This is a genomic window from Pseudomonas mendocina, from assembly GCF_900636545.1.
GTDB lineage: Bacteria > Pseudomonadota > Gammaproteobacteria > Pseudomonadales > Pseudomonadaceae > Aquipseudomonas > Aquipseudomonas mendocina.
In genome coordinates this window covers 495815-517013 of record NZ_LR134290.1, presented here as the reverse complement: position 1 = coordinate 517013, position 21199 = coordinate 495815, and the positions used below count along the sequence as shown (strand labels likewise).

Annotated in this window: 14 protein-coding genes and 1 pseudogene; 8 read left to right on the top strand and 7 right to left on the bottom strand. The window is 64.2% G+C overall.

The window, feature by feature from the left end; genetic code table 11:
* Positions 1-6: 6 nt before the first annotated feature.
* From EL191_RS02410 to pilG, 7 genes are all read right to left on the bottom strand, one after another.
* Complete coding sequence (locus EL191_RS02410) at positions 7-1026, bottom strand: chemotaxis protein CheB (RefSeq protein ID WP_041976213.1); 1020 nt, start codon at positions 1024-1026, stop codon at positions 7-9.
* Complete coding sequence (locus EL191_RS02405) at positions 1023-8417, bottom strand: Hpt domain-containing protein (protein WP_041976211.1); 7395 nt, start codon at positions 8415-8417, stop codon at positions 1023-1025. The genes EL191_RS02410 and EL191_RS02405 overlap by 4 nt, the downstream gene beginning before the upstream one ends.
* Positions 8418-8442: 25 nt before the next feature.
* Positions 8443-9303 carry a protein-glutamate O-methyltransferase gene (locus tag EL191_RS02400; protein ID WP_026041865.1) on the bottom strand — a complete coding sequence of 287 codons (861 nt, stop codon included), beginning with the start codon at positions 9301-9303 and terminating at the stop codon, positions 8443-8445.
* Positions 9304-9363: 60 nt separating this feature from the next.
* Positions 9364-11400: a methyl-accepting chemotaxis protein gene (locus EL191_RS02395; protein WP_013713614.1), complete on the bottom strand. Its 2037-nt coding sequence runs from the start codon at positions 11398-11400 to the stop codon at positions 9364-9366.
* A gap of 80 nt (positions 11401-11480) precedes the next feature.
* Positions 11481-12020: a chemotaxis protein CheW gene (locus EL191_RS02390; protein WP_013713613.1), complete on the bottom strand. Its 540-nt coding sequence runs from the start codon at positions 12018-12020 to the stop codon at positions 11481-11483.
* A 45-nt stretch (positions 12021-12065) separates the two neighbouring features.
* Positions 12066-12431 (bottom strand): twitching motility response regulator PilH, encoded by a 366-nt coding sequence (pilH, locus tag EL191_RS02385; protein ID WP_013713612.1) that lies wholly within the window; start codon positions 12429-12431, stop codon positions 12066-12068.
* 47 nt (positions 12432-12478) lie between these two features.
* A complete protein-coding gene (gene pilG / locus EL191_RS02380; protein ID WP_003458788.1) occupies positions 12479-12886 on the bottom strand; it encodes a twitching motility response regulator PilG in 408 nt (135 codons plus the stop codon).
* A gap of 242 nt (positions 12887-13128) precedes the next feature.
* On the opposite strand from pilG, the gene gshB reads away from it, so the two are divergent.
* From gshB to EL191_RS02340, 8 genes and pseudogenes are all read left to right on the top strand, one after another.
* Positions 13129-14085 (top strand): glutathione synthase, encoded by a 957-nt coding sequence (gshB, locus tag EL191_RS02375; protein ID WP_013713611.1) that lies wholly within the window; start codon positions 13129-13131, stop codon positions 14083-14085.
* Between the two features lie 88 nt (positions 14086-14173).
* On the top strand, positions 14174-15070 hold the full coding sequence (locus EL191_RS02370; protein ID WP_041976209.1) for an energy transducer TonB: 897 nt from the start codon (positions 14174-14176) through the stop codon (positions 15068-15070).
* Positions 15071-15164: 94 nt separating this feature from the next.
* Complete coding sequence (locus EL191_RS02365) at positions 15165-15734, top strand: YqgE/AlgH family protein (RefSeq protein ID WP_041976207.1); 570 nt, start codon at positions 15165-15167, stop codon at positions 15732-15734.
* A pseudogene (gene ruvX / locus EL191_RS02360) lies at positions 15731-16169 on the top strand (Holliday junction resolvase RuvX). Before EL191_RS02365 ends, ruvX begins: the two are co-directional and overlap by 4 nt.
* 30 nt (positions 16170-16199) lie before the next feature.
* Positions 16200-16703, top strand: a complete 504-nt coding sequence (gene pyrR, locus EL191_RS02355; RefSeq protein WP_041976204.1) for a bifunctional pyr operon transcriptional regulator/uracil phosphoribosyltransferase PyrR — start codon at positions 16200-16202, stop codon at positions 16701-16703.
* A gap of 11 nt (positions 16704-16714) precedes the next feature.
* Positions 16715-17722 (top strand): aspartate carbamoyltransferase catalytic subunit, encoded by a 1008-nt coding sequence (locus tag EL191_RS02350; RefSeq protein ID WP_011920651.1) that lies wholly within the window; start codon positions 16715-16717, stop codon positions 17720-17722.
* Positions 17722-18993: a dihydroorotase gene (locus tag EL191_RS02345; RefSeq protein ID WP_041976201.1), complete on the top strand. Its 1272-nt coding sequence runs from the start codon at positions 17722-17724 to the stop codon at positions 18991-18993. The genes EL191_RS02350 and EL191_RS02345 overlap by 1 nt, the downstream gene beginning before the upstream one ends.
* Before the next feature lie 256 nt (positions 18994-19249).
* The gene (locus EL191_RS02340; RefSeq protein ID WP_041976199.1) at positions 19250-21157 is read left to right on the top strand and encodes a beta-ketoacyl synthase; all 1908 of its coding nucleotides are present in this window, start codon (positions 19250-19252) and stop codon (positions 21155-21157) included.
* Positions 21158-21199 lie beyond the last annotated feature (42 nt).

Sequence of the window (21199 nt, the reverse complement as noted above, 5' to 3'; positions counted from 1 at the left end):
ACGTCCTCAACTGCAATGTTCGGCGAGGTGATTGACCAGCGCCACAGCCAGCTCTCGCGGGTCAGCGCTGAAACTGCTGTAGCCGCCCTCACGCAGGCTGTCAGGCATGCTCGGGCTGGCACAGCTGTCGGCGCGCTGGGTCCAGATCACGCCGCCCTGGCGTTTGACGTAAGCGGCGGCGGCGCTGCCATCGCTGCCCATGCCGCTGAACGCGATCACGCCGCACAGGGCACCGAACTGCTGCGCCAGGTTGAGCATCATCTGGTCGATGGAGGGGCTGTACGGCTCAGGCCAGCCGCGCTCGGCAAGCTGCATCGCGCCGTCTTCGGCGAAACCCAGCTCGCGGGTGATCGGCGCCACCACCACCTCACCACAACGCACCGGGTCGCCATGACGCGCGGTATTCACGTGCCACTGGCTGTGGCGGCCGACTGCCTGCGGCAATGCTGCCTCGAAACTGGCGTCGATGTGCTGGGCATAGATGAAGCCGATCGGCAGACCACCCGGCAGGGCATCGAGGAACGCCTTGACCGCCGCCGGGCCGCCCAGCGAGGCGGCCAACAACCATACCTGGCGCGCCGGCTCGCCAGCTTTCAACGGAGTATTGGCCAACGCCTGCGGCAGTTCCAGGCGCGCCGGACGCTGCGCCTCATCGAACAGTGCCTGCAGGCTGGGACCGACTGCCTGGGTCGGGTCTCCAACCAGGCGCTTGAGCTTGCCGAACAGGCTGCGCTCCCAACGCGGATAGTTTTCCGAATGACGCTCTGGGGCGTGGCCCTCGCCGAACAGGACTGGGGCGCTGGCACGTTCCAGCAGGCTGTCGACCAGCGGCGAATCTTCCGACTGCGCCAAGTCCACCAGCCACAGGTCGGTCTCGCAGGCTGCCAGCGCCTCCTCATCGAGGCGCGCCGGGTCGCTGTTGAGGACCACCTGATAGCCGCCACCGGCCAAAGCCTGCTGCAGCACATGGCGCTGCAGCGAGGTGTCGGCGATTACTGCGATACGCGCGGAGGATTTGTCTGTCATGTCCGTTTGACCCGGTGGCTATCCACCAACTGTGCAATGGTGTCGAGCAGCAAGGACTCCTGATAGGGCTTGCCGAGGTACTGGTTGACGCCAATGGCCATGGCCCGCTCGCGGTGCTTCTCGCCGGTACGCGAGGTGATCATGATGATCGGCAGGTCCTTCAGGCGCTCGTCGTGACGCACCAGGGTCGCCACTTCGAAACCGTCCATGCGCGGCATCTCGATGTCCAGCAGCATGATGTCGGGCTTGTGTTCCTGCAGCTGGGCGATGGCGTCCACGCCATCCTTGGCGGTGACCACGTTCATGCCGTTACGCTCGAGCAGGCGGCTGGTGACCTTGCGCACGGTGACCGAGTCGTCCACCACCATGACCAGCGTCGGACGATCGACTTCCACTTCCTCGTTGGCAGCCGCCTGACGCGAAGCCAGGCGCGGCGTCAACTGGTTCTGCAGATGTGCATGCAGCACACGAATGGTTGCCAGCAGATCGAGAATCACCACCACGCGACCGTCACCGAGGATGGTCGCACCGGAGATCCCGCTCACCCCGGCGAACTGCGGGCCGAGACTCTTCACCACGATCTCGCGCGAGCCAGCCAGGCTGTCCACCTGCACCGCCACGGCGTGCTCGCTGGAGCGCACCAGGATCACCGGCAGCGGCAGGCTCTGACCCACCAGCTTGGGATGCTGGCCATTGTTCAACAGATCGCCCAGGTACTTCAGCTCGTAGGCCTGCCCGGCGTATTCGAAGCGTGGCGCATCAGGAGCGTAGTAGGCCTCCAGCTCATAGGGCGAGACGCGTACGATACCTTCGATGGTGTTCAGCGGGATGGCGTAGAGGTCTTCGCCGGAGTACACCATCAGCGCGCGGTTGACCGACACGGTGAACGGCAGGCGAATGGTGAAGCGCGTGCCCTGGCCCAGGGTCGAGTCGATGCTCATCGAGCCACCGAGCTGCTTGACCTCCGAATGCACTACGTCCATCCCGACGCCACGCCCGGAAATCTGCGTGACCTTCTCCGCCGTGGAGAAACCGGCCTCGAGGATGAACTGCAGCACCTCGTGGTCGCTCAGGTCGCTGTCGGCATCCATCAGGCCACGCTCGATGGCCTTGCGACGCACGGCCTCCAGGCGGATACCGCCGCCGTCATCGTCCAGGGTAAGAACGATATCGCCGCCCTCACGGCCGAGATTGAGGCGGATGGTGCCAGTGTCCGGCTTACCGGCAGCGCGACGCACCTCGGCCAGCTCGATGCCATGGTCGACGGCGTTGCGCAACATGTGCTCCAGTGGCGCGACGATGCGTTCGAGCACGGTGCGGTCCATTTCCCCTTCGGCGTTGCCGACGACGAACTCGACCTGCTTGCCCAGCTCGCCGGCCACCTGGCGCACGATGCGCCGTAGACGCGGCACCAGGCGATCGAACGGCACCATGCGGGTGCGCATCAGACCTTCCTGCAGCTCGGTGTTGACCCGCGCCTGTTGCAGCAGCAGGGTCTCGGCGTCGCGGTTCTTCGCCGCCAGGGTTTCCTTGAGGTCGAGCAAGTCGGAAGCGGACTCGAACAGCGCACGCGAGAGCTGCTGCAGTTGCGAGTGACGGTCCATCTCCAGCGGGTCGAAATCCTCATAACCAGCGCGCTCGGCCTCGGCCTGGTAACGGCTGAGAATCTGCGCCTGGGTCTCGGTATCGAGACGGCGCAGCTGATCACGCACCCGGTCGATGGTCGCTTCCATCTCGCTCAGGGTGAAGCTGACATCGCTGACCTGCTGCTCGACACGACCACGGAAGATCGAGGTCTCACCCGCCAGGTTGACCAGACCCTCGAGCAGCTCGGCCGGCACCTTGACCAACTCCTGCGGCGCGCGGCGGGCAGCAGCCTCCTGGGCGGCGGCCTGGGCACGCTGGACGAACGGCAGCACTTTCGGCGCCTGCACCTGAGCCGGCACTTCGCTGGCGGCGACAATCGGGTTGCGCAGAGTCGCGACTGTGATCGACTCAGGCTCTGCGTCGATCACAGTCGCGGCCACCGGCTCATCGGCAAGGCTGGCGCTAAGGCGCTGGCGCAGCAGATCGAGTTCCTGTTGCAGCCCTTCGAAACCAGACTGCACATCGAGCAGCAGGCTGTCAGGCCATGGGGCGCCCTGTTGCAGCGCCTCGCTGAGATGCTGCTCCAGATCGTGACTCAGGTCGCCAAGACGCTTTTGCCCGGCCAGGCGTGCACCGCCCTTGAGGGTGTGCAGGATGCGTAGCATCTCGTCGATGGCGCTGCTGTCGTCGCGTTGTTCTTCCCAGCGACCGATGGCGGTTTCCATCGCCTCGAGCAGGTCGTCGCCTTCTTCGAGGAAGATATCGAGGATGTCACTGTCCGCTTCTTCGGCTTCGTCGCGCTCGACCACCGCCTTGAGCTGCACCGACGACGGCATGCTCAGCTGCTCGTCAGGGTTGGCCCGGAAGCGCTTGATGGTCTCGATCAGGGCATCGCCCTGCGGCACGGCACGCTGACCACGCACGGCTTCGAGCATTTCGGCCAGACGGTCGTGGCAAGCCTGCAGCAGGTTGAACAGCTCCGGGCTGGCGCGCAGGCGACCGGCGCCGAGGCCTTCGTAGAGGAATTCCAGTTCGTGAGCCAGATCGCCGATCTCGCGAATCTCGGCCATGCGTGCACCGCCCTTGAGGGTGTGCAGGTCGCGCTGCAGGGCTTCCAGCTCGAGGCTGTTGTCGACATCGCCCATCCAGCGCTGCAGCGCGGCGCCGGCGCTGTCGATGATGTCAAAACCTTCCTCGAGGAAGATTTCCACCAGTTCGGGATCGCGCTCGTCGTGCCAGTTGGCCAGCGTGCCTTGTGGTTCTGGTTCTGGCTCTGGCTCTGGTTCTGGCTCTGGCTCTGGCTCTGGCTCTGGCTCTGGCTCTGGCTCTGGCTCTGGCTCTGGCTCTGGCTCTGGCTCTGGCTCTGGCTCTGGCTCGACGATAGCCCCAGCCAGAGGCGACAGCTCGTCCTCGGGCAACACCAGTTCGACTTCGTCGATCAGTGGCAACTCCGCCTCAGGCGCTGCCGGTAGCGCTTCGTCGAGCACGATTTCGTCTTCGACCAGTGCCAGAGGCGGCAGCTCGAAACTATCGGGCTCCACCGCTTCGATCGACTCGACGAGCTCGTCGTCCAGCGCCGGCTCATCCTGAGCCACTGCGGCTGACAGGCTTTGCGGCGTGCCGCCCTGGCGAAACTCGCGGATGGCCTGAATCAGGTCGTCACCAGAAATCAAAGGCCGGCGTGCCTGCAGTTGGTCGAGCATCTGCGCCAGGCGATCATGGCTTTGCTGCAGCAGGCTGCCCAATGCTGGCGAGTAGTTGTAGCGGCGGTCGACCAGGCCTTCGTAGAGCGACTCCAGCTCGTGGCCCAGGTCACCGATCGGGCGAATCGCGGCCATGCGCGCACCGCCCTTTAGGGTATGCAGATCGCGCTGCAGCGAGGACAACGGCAGGGTGTTGTCCGGCTCGCCGAGCCAGCGCTCCAGCGCCTGACCGGCACTCTCCAGAATGTCCACGGCCTCTTCGAGGAAGATCTCCACCATTTCTTCGTCGAGTTCGGCGTCGGCCGAGCTCGGGTCGTCTTCGACCTGCGCTTCGGCCTGCGGCGCTTCGACCGCGTCCTCGATGAACGCTGCCTCGGCAACCTGCTCATCCTGGCTCGGCAGCTCGCTATCGGCCTGCTCCAGCTCGACCATGGCCTGATCGAGCTCGATGATGTCCAGCCCATCGGCGCCAGGCGTCAGCAAGGCCAGGGCATTGGGATCGATGGCTTCGCTGAGCAGGTCGCGCAGCGCCTGCACTCGCTCGGGTTGCGGGCTGACCTGCAAGGCGGCGGCGACCTGATCCATCATGCCGATCAGCGCTTCGTGGGCTTTTTCAGCCTCGTCGAAGAAGCGCTCGCTGACGGCCAGGCTGCCTTCTTCGACGGCACCGTAAAGGTCCAACAGGGCCTCGCACAGCTCGTCGATCTGCGGCAGCTCGGCCATCTCGGCACCACGGCCAAGTGTGGTCAGTTCTTCCAATAGTGCAGAGAGTTCCTGGCGCTCGGATGGATGCTCGCGCCATTTACGCAGCAGGTCCTCGGCGTCCAGCAGGATGTCCATGCCTTCGGCGAGGAAGATGCTGATCAGTTGTGGATCGCGGCTCTCGCCACTATGCGCCATACGCTCGTTTTCGGCGTTGGCCAGACGCTCCTGATGCAGCGCCTGCACGCGCGCCAGAAACGCCTCGGCACCGGGAATCGGCGCCAGCGGCTGGCTTTCCAGATTATCCAGGCCAGTGCGGAACAGGCCTTCAGCGCTGCTGAGCAGCTCGGCGGCTGCCAGGTCGATCTGAATCAGGTTGGTCTTGAACTCCTTGACCAGCTTCTCCAGCGGCGCGGCGATTTCCGCCACTGGCAGGATACCGGCCATATAGGCACTGCCCTTGAGGGTGTGCAGGGCACGCTGCAGATCATCGGTCACCGGTTGCGGCAGCTCCTGCGCGCAGTCGGCGAGAAAGCCCACCAGGGTGTCCAGATGGGTCTCCGCCTCGTTGCGGAAAATTTCCAGCAACTGCGGGTCGAGGGGCTCGCTCTCGAGAGACTCAACATCGGCGGGCGCGCCTTCGAGCGCTGCGTCGTCGCCCGCAGCGGCCTGCTCGACAAGCTCGGTAGCTTCATCAACGCCCTCGGGCTCGGCTACCTGGGTGGCCGGGGCGTCAGATTTTGGGGGCGTCAGCCCCTTTGCCAGCGCATGTGCGGTGGCAGCCAACAGGTCGACATCATCACGCTGGCGCTGCGCCTTGGCGGCGAACTCCTCGACCAGCGCCGGCATCAGCGCCACGACGTCGAGCACCACCTGCTGTACCGGCTCGTTCGGTTCGATGCTGCGATCCAGCACGCGGTTGAGCAGGTTCTCGATGGACCAGGCCAGCTCGCCGATGACCAGCGCACGCACCATGCGCCCGCTGCCCTTGAGGGTGTGGAAGGCACGACGCACTTCGATCAGCGCGTCCTTGTTGGCGGTATCGGCCTGCCACTGTGGCAGGTACTCGGCGATGGTCTCCAGCACCTCGCCGGCTTCTTCGATGAAGACTTCCAGCAGCTCTTCGTCCACCAGTTCTTCATCGGCGGGTGGCGGCAGCAGGCTCGGCGGCACGTCGGCGGCCGGTGGGTTGATCGCCTGCACCGGGGCGGCCATTACATCGGCCATCGACAGCGGTTTCTCCACGGCCGGGGCTTCGACCTCGGCTGTGACCTCGGGCGCACTGGGCAGCTCGACTTCCGGCAGCTCCAGGTCCGCCAGTTCCAACTCGTCCCACTGCGGGGGTTCAGCCAGCTGTTCCAGGCTCAGCTCTTCGAACTCGAGCGCCGGCTCGGGCTTGGCATCGAACAGCGGTGCAGCAATGGTCTCTTCGTTCTGCAGCGAGGGCAGCTCTTCGAGCTCGCCCAGTTCGAAGGTGAAGCTATCGGCAGTCTCGTTGGCAGCTGGCAGCTCGGGCTGGTCCTCCAGGGGCGGCAGATCCACGGCGATATCGTTTGCAGGCTCGTCCAGCTCGAACGCCAGCGGCTCGACTTCACCCAACGGTTCTTCGAGCTGCTCGTCCTCCGCGCCCAGCAGTTCGATTTCCTGCAGCGGGTCAGCCAGCGGTGCCAGACTCTCTTCCTGCGGTTCGACGCGGTCGAGAATCGAGGGTTTTTCCTTGAGCGGATAACCCAGGGTTTCCAGACTCTCCTCGGCGACATCGAGAATCAGGTCACCCTGCGTGCCATGGTCTTCGGCCAGGCGTTCGAGGTAGTACTCAACGCTGGTGATCGCGTCGGCCAGGGTATCCAGGCTCTGCCAGTTGGGCACGGCCTTGCGCGCCAGCAGTTGTTCCTGGATGTAGCGGTTACAGGCATTGAGCAGGTCGGCGGCGCGCTGCAGCGGGATCATCGCCAGACCGCCACGGACCTGGGTCAGCAGCTCGGGCACGCGAGCCAGGTGCTCGTGGTTCCACTGCGAGGCGATGAACTCGATGATCGCATCCTTGGCCTGCTCCAGGCCGTTGCGCGCTTCCTTGATCACCAACTGGTGAATCTGCGCCACGTCGGTGGTCGGCAGATGGCTCTGCTCGTTCTGGCTGTCATCGCTCGGGCCGACCATGCCGGCCAGGGTCGCCTCGACATAGAGCAGCGCACCGGCAACGTCCATCAATACGGCATCGTTGGGCTCGCGCTGGCCGAGGGACAGGCTGTGGACCACATCGATCTGGTCGAGGATCACCTTGCGCGGCTGACCGAAGCCCAGCACCGCGAGGGTATCGGCGATTTGCTTGAGTGGCGCCAGCAGCGCATCGAGTTCGCCAGGTTGGCTGCGATCGCTGCGCACGAACAGGTCGAGGCTATCCTTGACCCGCACCAGCTCTTCGCACAGCGCGGCGACCACAGAGCGCATGGCATCGCGGTCAGGGCCTGCCAGACGAGCGCGCTCTTCGTCCACCACTTCGTTGTCGGGCAGCGCTTCGTCGAGACGGTATTGTTCCTTGAGGGCACGGATACGCGGCGACTGCGCCGGCGCCTTGGCCACGTAGAACAGCAGGTTCTTGGTCAGCTCGTCCGGCGCAGGCTGGTTGATCCCGTCGGCGCACTGCTCGACCAGGCGCTTGAGTTCCTTGTCGACCTGACGCAGCAAGGTACGCACCGAGGTGCCATTGACCACGCTGCCATTGGCCAGTCCTTCGATCAGGCCGGAGGCGATCTGCCACAGGCCGCCCAGCGGGGCGTCCTTGCACAGGCTTTCCAGACGGGCGAAAACGCGGGCCATGTAGCCGAGGTTGGTAGCCAGGTCCTGGTTGCGGATAACACCGACCAGAGCCATCTGCAGCATCTGCCGCAGCTTGCGCAGCAGCACCGGCAACTCGGCAGTACGCAGGCGCGCCAGGCTGTCCGACGGCAACGCCGGCAGGCGTGCGGACATGTCCGGGGAGAACAGGCTGGTTTCCGACAGCAGCTTCTCGCCGCGGGCGGCGCGCAGGTCGTTGAGCAGCGGCAGCACAACCATCGGCAGGTCGCGGCGAGCAGTCTGGATACGGTCAAGGTACACAGGCAGTTGCAGAATGGCCTGCATCAGCACTTCCAGGGCTTCGCCCTGGTTGGCTACGCGACCTTCCATCAGCGCCTTGGCCAACTGCTCCATTTCTTCGGCGAGCAGCGCAGCGCCGTAGAACTCGACCATCTGCAAGGTGCCGTGAACCTGGTGCACATAGGTCAGGCAGAAGCGCATGCGCGTGGGGTCCTGCGGGTTCTCGACGAACGCCTCCAGGGCCTGCCGCGCCTGCTTCAGGGTTTCCCCGATCTCGCCTTTGACCCACTCCAGGGCGACATAATCATGCCGATCACCCATAGCCACTCCACTCATAAACTTGGCCTTATCCCTTGCGGGTAAACGCCAGAACTCGCTCGTCGGCAACCGGCACCAGTTGCGGGTGCTGCCAACCGGCTACTTCGCCCACGCCCACGACCAGCAGGCCACCCGGCGCCAGGCTCTCGGCCAGGCGGTTGAGGATGTCGCGGCGACGCCAGCGGCGGAAATAGATCAGCAAGTTCTGACAGAAAATCACGTCCATGCCGGACATCGGCGCCTTGGCCAGTTCCAGCACATTGAGCCGGGCGCTGCATACGCGCGCCGCCAGACTCGGTACCACCTTGAAACGTCCATCGGCCTGCGCGAGAAAGTAGCGCTCGCGCAGCTCGTCACTCACCTGTTCCAGGCGCCGTGCCGAATAGCACGCCTCACGCGCCTTGCTCAGTGCACCCTGGCTGATATCCGTACCGGTCACCGCAAAGTGTTCGGGCATTTCGCTGCCCTGCAGAGCTTCGGCGGCCATGATCGCCAGCGAATAAGGCTCCTCACCACTGGAGCAACCCACGCTCCATAGCTCCCAGGGCTTGCCCAGCCCTGCCGCCAGACGCTCCTGCAGGTACTGCGAGAGCACCTCGAAGGAAGGCGGATGACGAAAGAAACGGGTTTCCTGCACAGTCAGCCGGTCCAGCAGGGTCGACCACTCCACCGCGCCACGCGGGCCATCGGTGACCTGACGGTAGTAGCTGGCGTAATCCTCGACGCCCAGTTCACGCATGCGCGCACTCAGGTTGGTCTGCAGGAACGCGCGCCGCTGCTCGCTGATCACCACACCGGTACGCGCCTCGAGCAACGTCTGCCAGTCGTGGAAATCGGCTTGCGACATATCGGTCACAGGGCGTAATGCCCAAACGCCCGCTGACTGCATACCTTCGCCCTGGGTCATGGCTGTGTTACGGAGGCTGCAGCCAGCCTCCGCGCTCCTTTATCAGGCGTCTGGCAGGGTGAAGCCGGACACCGACTTGCGCATCTCGCTGGCCATCTTGGCCAGGTTACCAATGCTCTTGGCGGTGGCGGTGGTACCCGAAGACGTCTGCGAGGTGATCTCCTGGATCACGTTCATGGTGTTGGAAATGTGGCCGGCCGACGAGGCCTGCTGGCGAGCGGCGTTGGAAATGTTCTGGATGAGGGCTGCGAGGGTTTTCGATACCTTCTCGATCTCTTCCAGTGCCACACCGGCGTCCTGCGCCAGGCGGGCACCACGCACCACTTCGGAAGTCGTCTGCTCCATGGAGATAACGGCTTCGTTGGTGTCGGTCTGAATGGTTTTTACCAGCGCCTCGATCTGCTTGGTCGCCGCCGAGGAACGTTCTGCGAGGCGTTGTACCTCGTCCGCTACCACGGCGAAGCCGCGGCCCGCATCACCGGCCATGGAGGCCTGGATCGCGGCGTTCAGTGCGAGGATGTTGGTCTGGTCGGCAATGTCGTTAATCAGGCTAACGATGTCACCGATCTCCTGGGACGATTCACCGAGGCGCTTGATCCGCTTCGAAGTGTCCTGGATCTGCTCACGGATGTTATCCATGCCGGTGATGGTGTTGTGTACGACTTCGTTACCCTTGTTGGCGATGGCTACGGAACGTTCCGCTACCGCGGAGGATTCCGAGGCGTTCGCCGATACCTGGTCAATCGACACGGCCATTTCGTTGATCGCCGCGGAGGCGCCGGCAATTTCCTGCGCCTGGTGCTCGGAAGCTTCCGCCAGGTGCATCGCCGTGGCCTGGGTTTCCTGGGCAGCACCAGCTACCTGAACGGCGGTCAGGTTGATGGTGGCTACCAGGTCGCGCAGCTGGTCGATGGAGTAGTTGATGGAGTCGGCGATGGCACCGGTGAAGTCTTCGGTTACCGTCGCGGCCACGGTCAGGTCACCGTCGGCGAGGTCGGCGATCTCATCGAGCAGACGCAGAATCGCAGCCTGGTTACGTTCGTTCTTTTCGGCGGTTTCGGCCAGACGACGGTTGGTTTCACGCACCATCACCAGACCGATGAGAATGATCGAACCCAGCGCCAGACCACCCAGCACATAGCCGAACAGGGTGTTGATGGCACGGCCGTCAGCCAGGTCTTCGAAGCCGGCAGCCAGCTCGGAGGCCTTGTCCAGCAGGGTCTGCGACACGGTGAAGATGGAGTTCGCCGATTCACGTACCTGGAACAGTTCCGGCGAGGTTTCGAGAATTTCGTCCACCGAGCCGGATACGAACTCGAACAGCTCGGAAATCTCGGCCAGACGCTCGAGGGCTTCCTCGTCGGTCACCTGGCTGATTTCCATCGCGGCGTTGCCTTCGAGCATTGCAGCCAGTACACGGCCAAACAGGCTGGCGTCACGACCGAACATGTCGGCGGCCTGAACCGAGTCTTCGTCACCGGCCAGCACCTTGTTCACCGAACCGAGGATACGTTCGGCCAGCAGCGACTGACGCTGGGCCACGGAAACCTGGGCGGCCGGCGCACCGCTTTCCAGCAGGATGTCGACCACTTCCTCGTACTCGACCTGCAGTTGCGGAATGGTTTCCGCCAGGGTGGCAGCTACCTGGTGCAACGACAGTACGGTCTGCTCACTGGCGAGAATGGCGTCGGTGTTCTGCCGCAGGCTATCCCAGTCCTGCTGTACCGCAGCCATCTGCGCCTGCACCGACTCGGGCGCTGGCGGCAAACCGCTGTTGGCATCGCCATCGGTCAGGTAGCCCCAGCGCTGCTGGAAGTCGTTACGTGCGTCGCGCAACAGACCGAAGGCTTCGGCAGTACCCGCCGCCGCTTCCGTGGCGTTCTTGGCGATACGCTGGGACAGTACGCGCAGCTCACCGGAGTGACTGATGTACTCGGTATCGTAGTTGGACTGGGTGTTGATGTAGGCGAAGTTCGCGAACAACAGCACGATGGAAACGATAAGCACGACGAACAGCGCTGCGATCAGCGTACTGCTCCGTGCCCCCGCCAACAAATTGCCTGCATTTAGTTTTTTCATTATCTGGCCCCCGCCTGGACCGACCGCACTAGGGTTCCCATGTAACGCCAAAGAGCCGGCAGAGCCGGCCCAACCGAAATCTACTGATAGGACACGTCGAGAAAGCCCGGATCAGCCGTCAGCGCATGAGGGCTGAACACCAACCAGGGCTGTTCCCGTTGAAAAACACCGTGGATGAACGGCGCAATGCTCGCCTCGAGAGGCGGCAGTTGTTCTGAGAAGGCATCCACGGGGAAATGCTGCATACCGAAGACTTCATCGACCGTCAGGCCGGCGAAGATTTCCTGGTGATCGACCACCAGGATTCGCCGCAGCTTGCGCAGCGGCGACAGTTCACTGCCGAAGAACCCGCACAGGTCCATGATCGGCAGCAGGCGGCCACGCACATTGGCCACCCCTTTGACCCAGCCTTTCACACCCGGCAGCAGGGTGTAGCGCGGCTCGTGCAGCACCTCGCCCACCTCCCCCATCGGCGCGACGAAGAATCGCTCGCCCATGCGAAAACCGATACCGCTCCAGGTTTGCACCGCCGCTTGTTGCGACGGCAGGCCGGCCGCCAAGGCTCGGCAGCGCTGGTCGATCTCGAGGAGAATCTGGAAAGGAGTCTGCGCGTCCGACATGCCAGCCGTGGCCTTCTTCTTATTCAATCAACGGACGGCACGGCATCAGCCGGCCAGTACCGCATTGAGAGTTTTCAGCAAGGTGTCTTCATCGACCGGCTTGGTCAGGTAGTCCTTGGCGCCCTGGCGCTTGCCCCAGACCTTGTCGGTTTCCTGATCCTTGGTGGTGACGATGATCACCGGGATGTGACTGGTTTCGGCGTCCTTGGTCAGTTGACGAGTCGCCTGAAAGCCATTGAGGCCGGGCATGACGATGTCCATCAGGACCGCGTCCGGCTTCTCCTGGCGGGCCAGGGCCACGCCGTCGGCGCCGTTTTCCGCTTTCAGTACCTGATGGCCGTGCTTCTCCAGCATGGCAGTCAGCTTGTACATCTCGGTCGGGGAGTCATCAACAATCAGAATTCGAGCCATGGTGTTTCCCAATGCAGAAGAGACGCAGGGGCCGTAGGGCCGGTGCGTCAGGAGGCTTGTTCCACCGGGGTGAAGTCCGGCACGTGGGCTTTGATCGCACCGAGCAGCTCTTCCTTGCTGAAGGGCTTGGTCAGGTATTGATCGGAGCCGACGATGCGACCCTTGGCCTTGTCGAACAGGCCGTCCTTGGAGGACAGCATGATCACCGGGGTGGATTTGAAGGCACTGTTGTTCTTGATCAGGGCACAGGTCTGATACCCATCGAGACGCGGCATCATGATGTCGACAAAGATGATACTGGGGTGAGTGTCGGCAATCTTGGCCAGGGCATCGAAGCCATCGACCGCGGTGATGACGTCACAACCCACTTTTTTCAGCAGAGTTTCGGCGGTGCGACGAATCGTTTTCGAGTCGTCGATCACCATCACTTTCAAACCCTCGGAATGCTGTTCCATGTTCGCCCTACCATCGCCTCGGTGAGTCGTTATATTTCGCGTTATCAGTATGCCTGAGGCCCAGTCGCCGATGGGGCTTGACCCAATCGTCGGGCCTTTTTAGCACACTCTCCAGATGCAATCTATAAGGCTGCCGGGGCAGCGCCAGCCCTTGACCAAGGCCCCGGCCAACGCCACCCTGACAGCCTCTTACGGCATGGCCAACCCGGCCTCTACCTTCTATCTCGCGGAGAGTTACCCCCATGAGCCTTCGTCTCGGGATCGTCATGGATCCGATTGCCAGCATTTCCTTCAAGAAGGACAGCTCGCTGGCCATGTTGCTGGCCGCTCAAGCACGCGGCTGGTCGCTGTTCTACATGGAGCAGCAGGATCTCTACCAGGTTCGCGGCCAGGCTCGTGCCCGTGTGCGCCCGCTGGAGGTATTCAATGACCCGCAGCGCTGGTTCACCCTTGGCATGGAACAGGACACGCCGCTCGCCGAACTGGACGTGATCCTGATGCGCAAGGACCCGCCCTTCGATAATGAATTCGTCTACTCCACCTACCTGCTCGAGCAGGCGGAGCGCGACGGCGTACTGGTGGTCAATCGGCCGCAGAGCCTGCGCGACTGCAATGAAAAGTTCTTCGCCACCCAGTTTCCCCAATACACACCGCCGACCCTGGTCAGTCGGCGCGCCGATATTGTGCGCCAGTTTGCCGATGAGCACCGTGACATCATTCTCAAACCCCTTGATGGCATGGGCGGATCGCAAATCTTTCGCCACCGCGCGGGCGACCCCAACCTCTCGGTGATTCTGGAAACCCTGACGCTGCACGGCCAGCAGCAAATCATGGTGCAGGCCTACCTGCCGGCCATCAAGGACGGCGACAAGCGCATCCTGATGATAGACGGCGAACCGGTACCCTATTGCCTGGCGCGTATTCCAGCGGCCGGGGAAACGCGCGGCAATCTGGCTGCCGGCGGACGCGGCGAGGCCAGGCCCCTGACCGAGCGTGATCGCGAGATCGCCGCGGCGGTCGGCCCGACTCTTCGTGAAAAAGGGCTGATATTCGTCGGACTCGATGTAATCGGCGACCATCTGACGGAAATCAACGTTACCAGCCCGACCTGCATCCGCGAGATCGACGCCGCCTTCGATACCCGTATCGGCGAACGCCTGATGGACTGCATTGCCAACAAGCGCGGGCTAAAAGCTTGACGAAAGTGGCAGCCTGGCGCCTGCAACTTGCAGGCCCCCACTGCTACCCGGCAGACTGCGCCACATTCGAAAGCAGACCCGATACGCGATGAACGCAGCAGCCACCCCAACCACCGTATCCTCCGCCACCGTCCGTCCGGCGGATCGCCTGGGGTTCACCCTGTTTCTCGCCGCAGCACTGCATGTGGCGCTGATTCTTGGCGTCGGCTTCACCCTGGAGTCGCCGCCAGAGATCAGCAAGACGCTGGAAATCACCCTGTCCACCTTCAAGAGCGAAGAGAAGCCCAAGGAGGCCGACTTCCTCGCCCAGGACAACCAGCAAGGCAGCGGTACGCTGGAACATGCCGCGGCCCCCAAGACCACCGAGCAGGCGCCCTTCCAGGACAGCGAGGTGCGCAAGGTCACACCGCCGGCAACGCCGCAACAACCCGCCACCAAGCAGGAAGCGCCCAAAGCCGCAGTCGCCACTCGCGCGCCACAGCAGCAGAAAACACCGGTAAAACACGAAGAAGCCAAACCGGTCCCGGAAACGCGCCCGGCACCGGTATTCGACTCCGCACAACTTTCAGCGGAAATCGCCAGCCTTGAAGCCGAACTGGCGCAGGAAGTTCAGGCCTACGCCAAGCGACCGAAGATCCATCGCCTCAACGCCGCCTCGACCATGCGCGACAAGGGCGCCTGGTACAAGGACGAGTGGCGCAAGAAGGTCGAGCGCATCGGCAACCTCAACTACCCGGACGACGCCCGCCGCCAGCGCATCTATGGCAGCCTGCGCCTGCTGGTTTCGATCAACCGCGATGGCTCACTGTATGAAGTGCAGGTACTGGAGTCCTCGGGCCAGGCCGTACTGGACCAGGCCGCGCAACGCATCGTGCGCCTGGCCGCACCCTATGCCCCCTTCACCGGCGACCTGGCCGATATCGACCGCCTGGAAATCATCCGCACCTGGCGCTTCGAGCGCGGCGATCGACTGTCGAGCAACTAGAGCGTCGATCGAAACGGCCTGCATACGAAGCCGCGGGCGCCCTGCGTTGCCCTATGGCTTGAAGCCCGGCGGCTTAAAGCCGAAACTAGCCGCCATGAAGAACTCAGCCCCCACCTCGCTCAAGCACCACTTCCTGATCGCCATGCCGCACATGGCTGATCCGAACTTCGCGCAAACCGTCACCTACCTGGTCGAACACAACGAGCAGGGGGCGATGGGCCTGGTGATCAACAAGCCCAATGGCCTCAACCTGGCTGATGTGTTGGAGCAATTACGCCCTGACGAGGAGCCCGCGACGCTGTGCCACAGCCTGCCGATCTTCGCTGGCGGCCCGGTACAGACCGACCGCGGCTTCGTCCTGCATCCGGCTGGCCCGCAGTTCCAGGCGACCCTGGATTTGGGCGAGCTGGGGCTTTCGACCTCACAGGACGTGCTGTTTGCCATCGCCGATGGCACTGGCCCGGACAAGTACCTGATCACGCTCGGTTACGCCGGCTGGGAAGCCGGACAACTGGAAGCGGAGCTGGCCGACAACGCCTGGCTGACCTGCCCCGCCGACAGCGCCATTCTCTTCGACCTACCTTATGATCAGCGCCTCAATGCCGCTGCAGCACGCCTGGGGGTCAACCTCAGCCTGCTGACCTCGCAGGTCGGGCACGCCTGATGAACGACAAGCCACTGCGCCTACTGCTGGGCTTCGACTACGGCACCAAGCAGATCGGCGTCGCCGTCGGCCAGGTGATCACCGGCCAGGCTCGTGAGTTGTGTGTGCTCAAGGCGCAGAACGGCGTGCCGGACTGGAGCCGTGTCGAAGCCTTGATCAAGGAATGGCAGCCGGACGCCGTGGTGGTCGGCCTGCCGCTGAACATGGACGGTACGCCCAGCGAGATGAGCGCCCGCGCCGAGAAATTCGCCCGCCGCCTCAACGGCCGCTTCAACCTGCCGGCCTACACCCACGACGAACGCCTGACCACCTTCGAGGCCAAGGGCCAGCGCCTACGCGAAGGCCAGAGTGGCGGCTATCGCGAGCGCCCCGGTCGATGCCATTGCTGCAGCCTTGTTGCTACAGGGCTGGCTAGAGGAAAACTGCACGGGCTGATCGAATTGGCTCGCATCAAGGAGTTTCGCCATGCTACCCAACCCCAACGACCTGCTGCCGGCCATGGCCCGTGCCCTGACTCAGCACCTCAACCAGCGCCAGATCAGCGAGCCGCGCTTCATCGGCATCCGCACCGGCGGCGTCTGGGTCGCCCAGGCCCTGCTGCAAGCGCTCAATCGTAACGACGCGCTGGGCATCCTCGACGTGTCCTTCTACCGCGACGACTTCACCCAGAACGGCCTGCACCCACAGGTGCAACCGTCCGAGTTGCCGTTCGAGATCGAAGGCCAGCACCTGGTGCTGATCGACGACGTATTGATGAGCGGCCGTACCATTCGCGCCGCCCTGAACGAACTGTTCGACTACGGCCGCCCGGCCAGCGTGACCCTGGTCAGCCTGCTCGACCTCAATGCCCGCGAGCTGCCGATCCGCCCCGACGTGGTCGGTGCCACCCTGTCGCTGGCAGCCAACGAGCGGGTAAAATTGTCCGGCCCCACGCCGCTGACCCTCGAACTCCAGACGCTCGCCAACTGAGACTCCCTGCGATGACGCCACTCGCCGCCAAGCGCCCGCTGCAGCTGAACGACCAAGGTCAGCTGCGCCACTTCCTCTCACTCGACGGTCTGCCCCGTGAGCTGTTGACTGAAATCCTCGACACCGCCGACTCCTTCCTCGAAGTCGGCGCGCGGGCGGTGAAGAAAGTCCCGCTGCTGCGCGGCAAGACCGTGTGCAACGTGTTCTTCGAGAACTCCACGCGCACCCGCACCACCTTCGAGCTGGCCGCCCAGCGCCTCTCGGCCGACGTCATCAGCCTCAACGTGTCGACCAGCTCCACCAGCAAGGGCGAGACACTGTTCGACACCCTGCGCAACCTCGAAGCCATGGCTGCCGATATCTTCGTGGTGCGCCATGCCGACTCCGGCGCCGCGCACTTCATCGCCGAGCACGTGTGCCCGAACCTGGCAATCATCAACGGTGGCGACGGCCGCCACGCACACCCGACCCAGGGCATGCTCGACATGCTCACCATCCGGCGCCACAAGGGCGACTTCGAGAACCTCTCGGTGGCCATCGTCGGCGATATCCTGCATTCGCGGGTGGCACGCTCGAACATGCTGGCGCTGAAGACCCTGGGCTGCCCGGATATCCGGGTGATTGCGCCGAAGACCCTGCTGCCCATCGGCCTGGAAGAAAGCTACGGCGTGCGCGTGTTCAGCGACGCCAACGAAGGCCTCAAGGACGTCGACGTGGTGATCATGCTACGCCTGCAGCGCGAGCGCATGCAGGGCGGCCTGCTGCCCAGCGAGGGTGAGTTCTACCGCCTGTTCGGCCTCACCGAGCAGCGCCTGAAACTGGCCAAGCCGGATGCCCTGGTGATGCACCCGGGCCCGATCAACCGCGGCGTGGAGATCGAGTCGGCGGTGGCCGACGGCCCGCAATCGGTGATCCTCAACCAGGTCACCTACGGCATCGCCATCCGCATGGCCGTGCTGTCAATGGCCATGAGCGGGCAGAACGCCCAACGTCAACTCAACGCCGAGGAGGCCAACTGATGCGTACCGCAATCCTCGGCGCCCGCGTGATCGATCCGGCCAGCGGACTGGATCAGGTCACCGACCTCTATATCGACGGAACCAAGCTGGTCGCCACCGGCCAGGCGCCTGCCGGCTTCACTGCCGACAAGACTCTCGACGCTCAAGGCCTGATTGCCGCGCCTGGCCTGGTCGACCTGTCCGTGGCCCTGCGCGAGCCGGGCTACAGCCGCAAAGGCAGCATCGCCACGGAAACCCTGGCCGCTGCAGCCGGCGGCGTCACCAGCCTGTGCTGCCCGCCGATTACCAAACCGGTGCTGGACACCTCGGCGGTGGCCGAGCTGATCCTCGACCGCGCCCGCGAAGCCGGGCACACCAAGGTGTTCCCCATCGGCGCGCTGAGCAAGGGCCTGGCTGGCGAGCAGCTTGCAGAACTCGTGGCCCTGCGCGACGCCGGCTGCGTCGCCTTCGGCAACGGCCTGGACAACTTCCGCAGCGCCCGCACCCTGCGCCGCGCGCTGGAATATGCAGCCACCTTCGACCTGCAGGTGATCTTCCATTCGCAGGATGCCGACCTGGCCGAAGGTGGCCTGGCCCACGAAGGCCCGACCGCCAGCTTCCTCGGCCTGGCCGGCATCCCGGAAACCGCCGAAACCGTGGCCCTGGCTCGCGACCTGCTGCTGGTGGAACAAAGTGGCGTGCGCGCACACTTCAGCCAGATCACCAGCGCCCGTGGCGCCGAGCTGATCGCCGCCGCTCAGGCCCGCGGCCTGCCGGTGACCGCCGATGTGGCGCTGTACCAGCTGATCCTCACCGACGAAGCGCTGATCGATTTTTCCAGCCTCTATCACGTGCAACCGCCGCTGCGCTCGCGGGCCGACCGCGACGGTCTGCGCGAAGCGGTGAAAGCCGGGGTGATCTCGACCATCGCCAGCCATCACCAGCCGCACGAGCGCGATGCCAAGCTGGCGCCCTTTGCCGCTACCGAGCCTGGCATCAGCAGCGTGCAGCTCCTGCTGCCGCTGGCCATGACCCTGATGCAGGACGGCCTGCTGGATCTGCCGACGCTGCTGGCACGCCTCTCCAGTGGCCCGGCTGCCGCCTTGCGCCTGCCGGCCGGCACGCTGAGCGTCGGCGGCGCTGCCGATATCGTGCTGTTCGATGCGCAGGCCTCCACCGTCGCCGGTGAACAGTGGTACTCCAAGGGCAGCAACTGCCCGTTCATCGGCCATTGCCTGCCCGGCGCGGTGCGCTACACGCTGGTGGATGGACATATCAGCTACCAGAGCTGACCCCTTCGAGCCCACCGCCTGGCGGGCTCGCTGTTCGAGGGTGCGCCAGGCGCACCCTCGGCCCTTGCAAAGTCCCATCCCATCCGCGACACGCGCCGCACTTGCCACGACATTGGACGAATGAGTGACTCGACGGTCATGATCCACGTCAGGTTAGGCAGCCGAAATTTTCCAAATGCCACCGCCCTATGACCCCGCTCGCGCCCACTGGCGCCGGCCTGGCGTCGCGCTGGCCTTGTTCAGGAGCTTTTGAGTTATGTCGCGCTTACCTGTGATCGTGGGTTTTGGGGGTTACAACGCAGCCGGGCGCAGCTCCTTCCACCATGGTTTTCGCCGTACCGTGCAGGAGTCGCTGGAACCCCAGGCGCGCCAGGAAACCTTGGCCGGACTGGCGCAGATGATGAAGCTGGTGCGCGTGGTCGATGGCCAGTATCAGGATCAGGACGGCCAGCCGCTGAGCCTGGCCGATATCGAAAGCCGCTACGCCAAGCAAATCCTCGCCGGCACCCTGGTGCGCCGCATCGAGAAGCAGCATCTGGACCCGGACGCCGCCCACTGGCAGAAAAGCATCGGCGTCACCCCTGCCGATGGCACCAGCCTGAGCTTCCTCACCCAGCGCAAGCAACTGCCCGAGCCGCTGCCGGCCAATTGGTCGATCGAAGAACTCGAAGGCAACGAAGTACGCGTCACCCTGCACGACAGCTGCGAATTCAAGGTCGACAGCTATCGCCCGTTGGCAGTGAAGTCCGCCGGCCAACTGCCCACCGGCTTCGAGCCGAGCGAGCTGTACAACGCCCGCTTCCACCCGCGCGGCCTGGCCATGACCGTGGTCGGCGTCACCGACGCGCTGCGTTCGGTGGGCATCGACTGGCAACGCATCGTCCAGCACGTTGCCCCGGACGAGATCGCCGTGTTTGCCAGCTGCATCATGAGCCAACTCGACGAGAACGGTTTCGGCGGCATGATGCAGTCGCGCCTCAAAGGTGGCCGCGTCACCGCCAAGCAACTAGCCCTGGGCCTGAATACCATGCCGGCGGACTTCATCAACGCCTACGTGCTCGGCAGCGTCGGCACCACCGGCAGCATCACCGGCGCGTGCGCCACCTTCCTCTACAACCTGCAGAAGGGCATCGAGCAGATCGCCTCCGGCAAGGCACGCGTGGTCATCGTCGGCAGCAGCGAGGCGCCGATCAACCAGGAATGCATCGAAGGCTACGGTGCCATGGGCGCGCTGGCCACCGAAGAAGGCCTGCGCCAGATCGAAGGCAAGAGCGAGGTGGACTTCCGCCGTGCCAGCCGCCCATTCGGCGACAACTGCGGGTTCACCTTGGCCGAGGCCTGCCAGTTCGTAGTGCTGATGGACGACGAGCTGGCCCTGGAACTGGGTGCCGACATCCACGGCGCGGTGCCGGACGTATTCATCAACGCCGATGGTTTCAAGAAATCCATCTCCGCCCCCGGCCCGGGCAACTACCTGACCGTGGCCAAGGCCGTGGCCAGCGCCGTGCAACTGCTCGGTCTCGACGCCGTGCGCAATCGCAGCTTCGTCCATGCCCATGGCTCCAGCACCCCAGCCAACCGCGTTACCGAGTCGGAGATTCTCGACCGCGTCGCCGCGGCCTTCGGTATCGAGCAATGGCCGGTCACGGCGGTTAAGGCCTTCGTCGGCCATTCCCTGGCCACCGCCAGCGGCGACCAGGTGATCGGCGCACTCGGCGCCTTCAAGTACGGCATCGTGCCGGGCATCAAGACCATCGACGCGGTCGCTGGCGACGTGCATCAGGATCACCTGAGCCTGTCCACCGAGGACCGTAAAGTGGGTGAGCACGCGCTGGACGTGGCTTTCATCAACTCCAAGGGTTTTGGCGGCAACAACGCCAGCGCCCTGGTGCTGGCCCCGCAAGTGGTCGAGCGCATGCTGCGCAAGCGCCACGGTCAGGCCGCCTTCGACGCCTACCTGGCCCGCCGCGAGTGCACCCGCGCCGCCGCAGCCGCCTACGACCAGCAGGCGCTGCAGGGCAAGCTGGACATCATCTACAACTTCGGCAACGACATGATCGACGACCAGGCGATCTCCATCACCACCGAAGAAGTGAAGGTGCCGGGCTTCGACCAGCCGCTGGTGTTCAGGAAGGATGCGCGTTACAGCGATATGCTCGATTGAGCACAGCACAAGCGTAGGAGCGGCTTCAGCCGCGATTCCTTC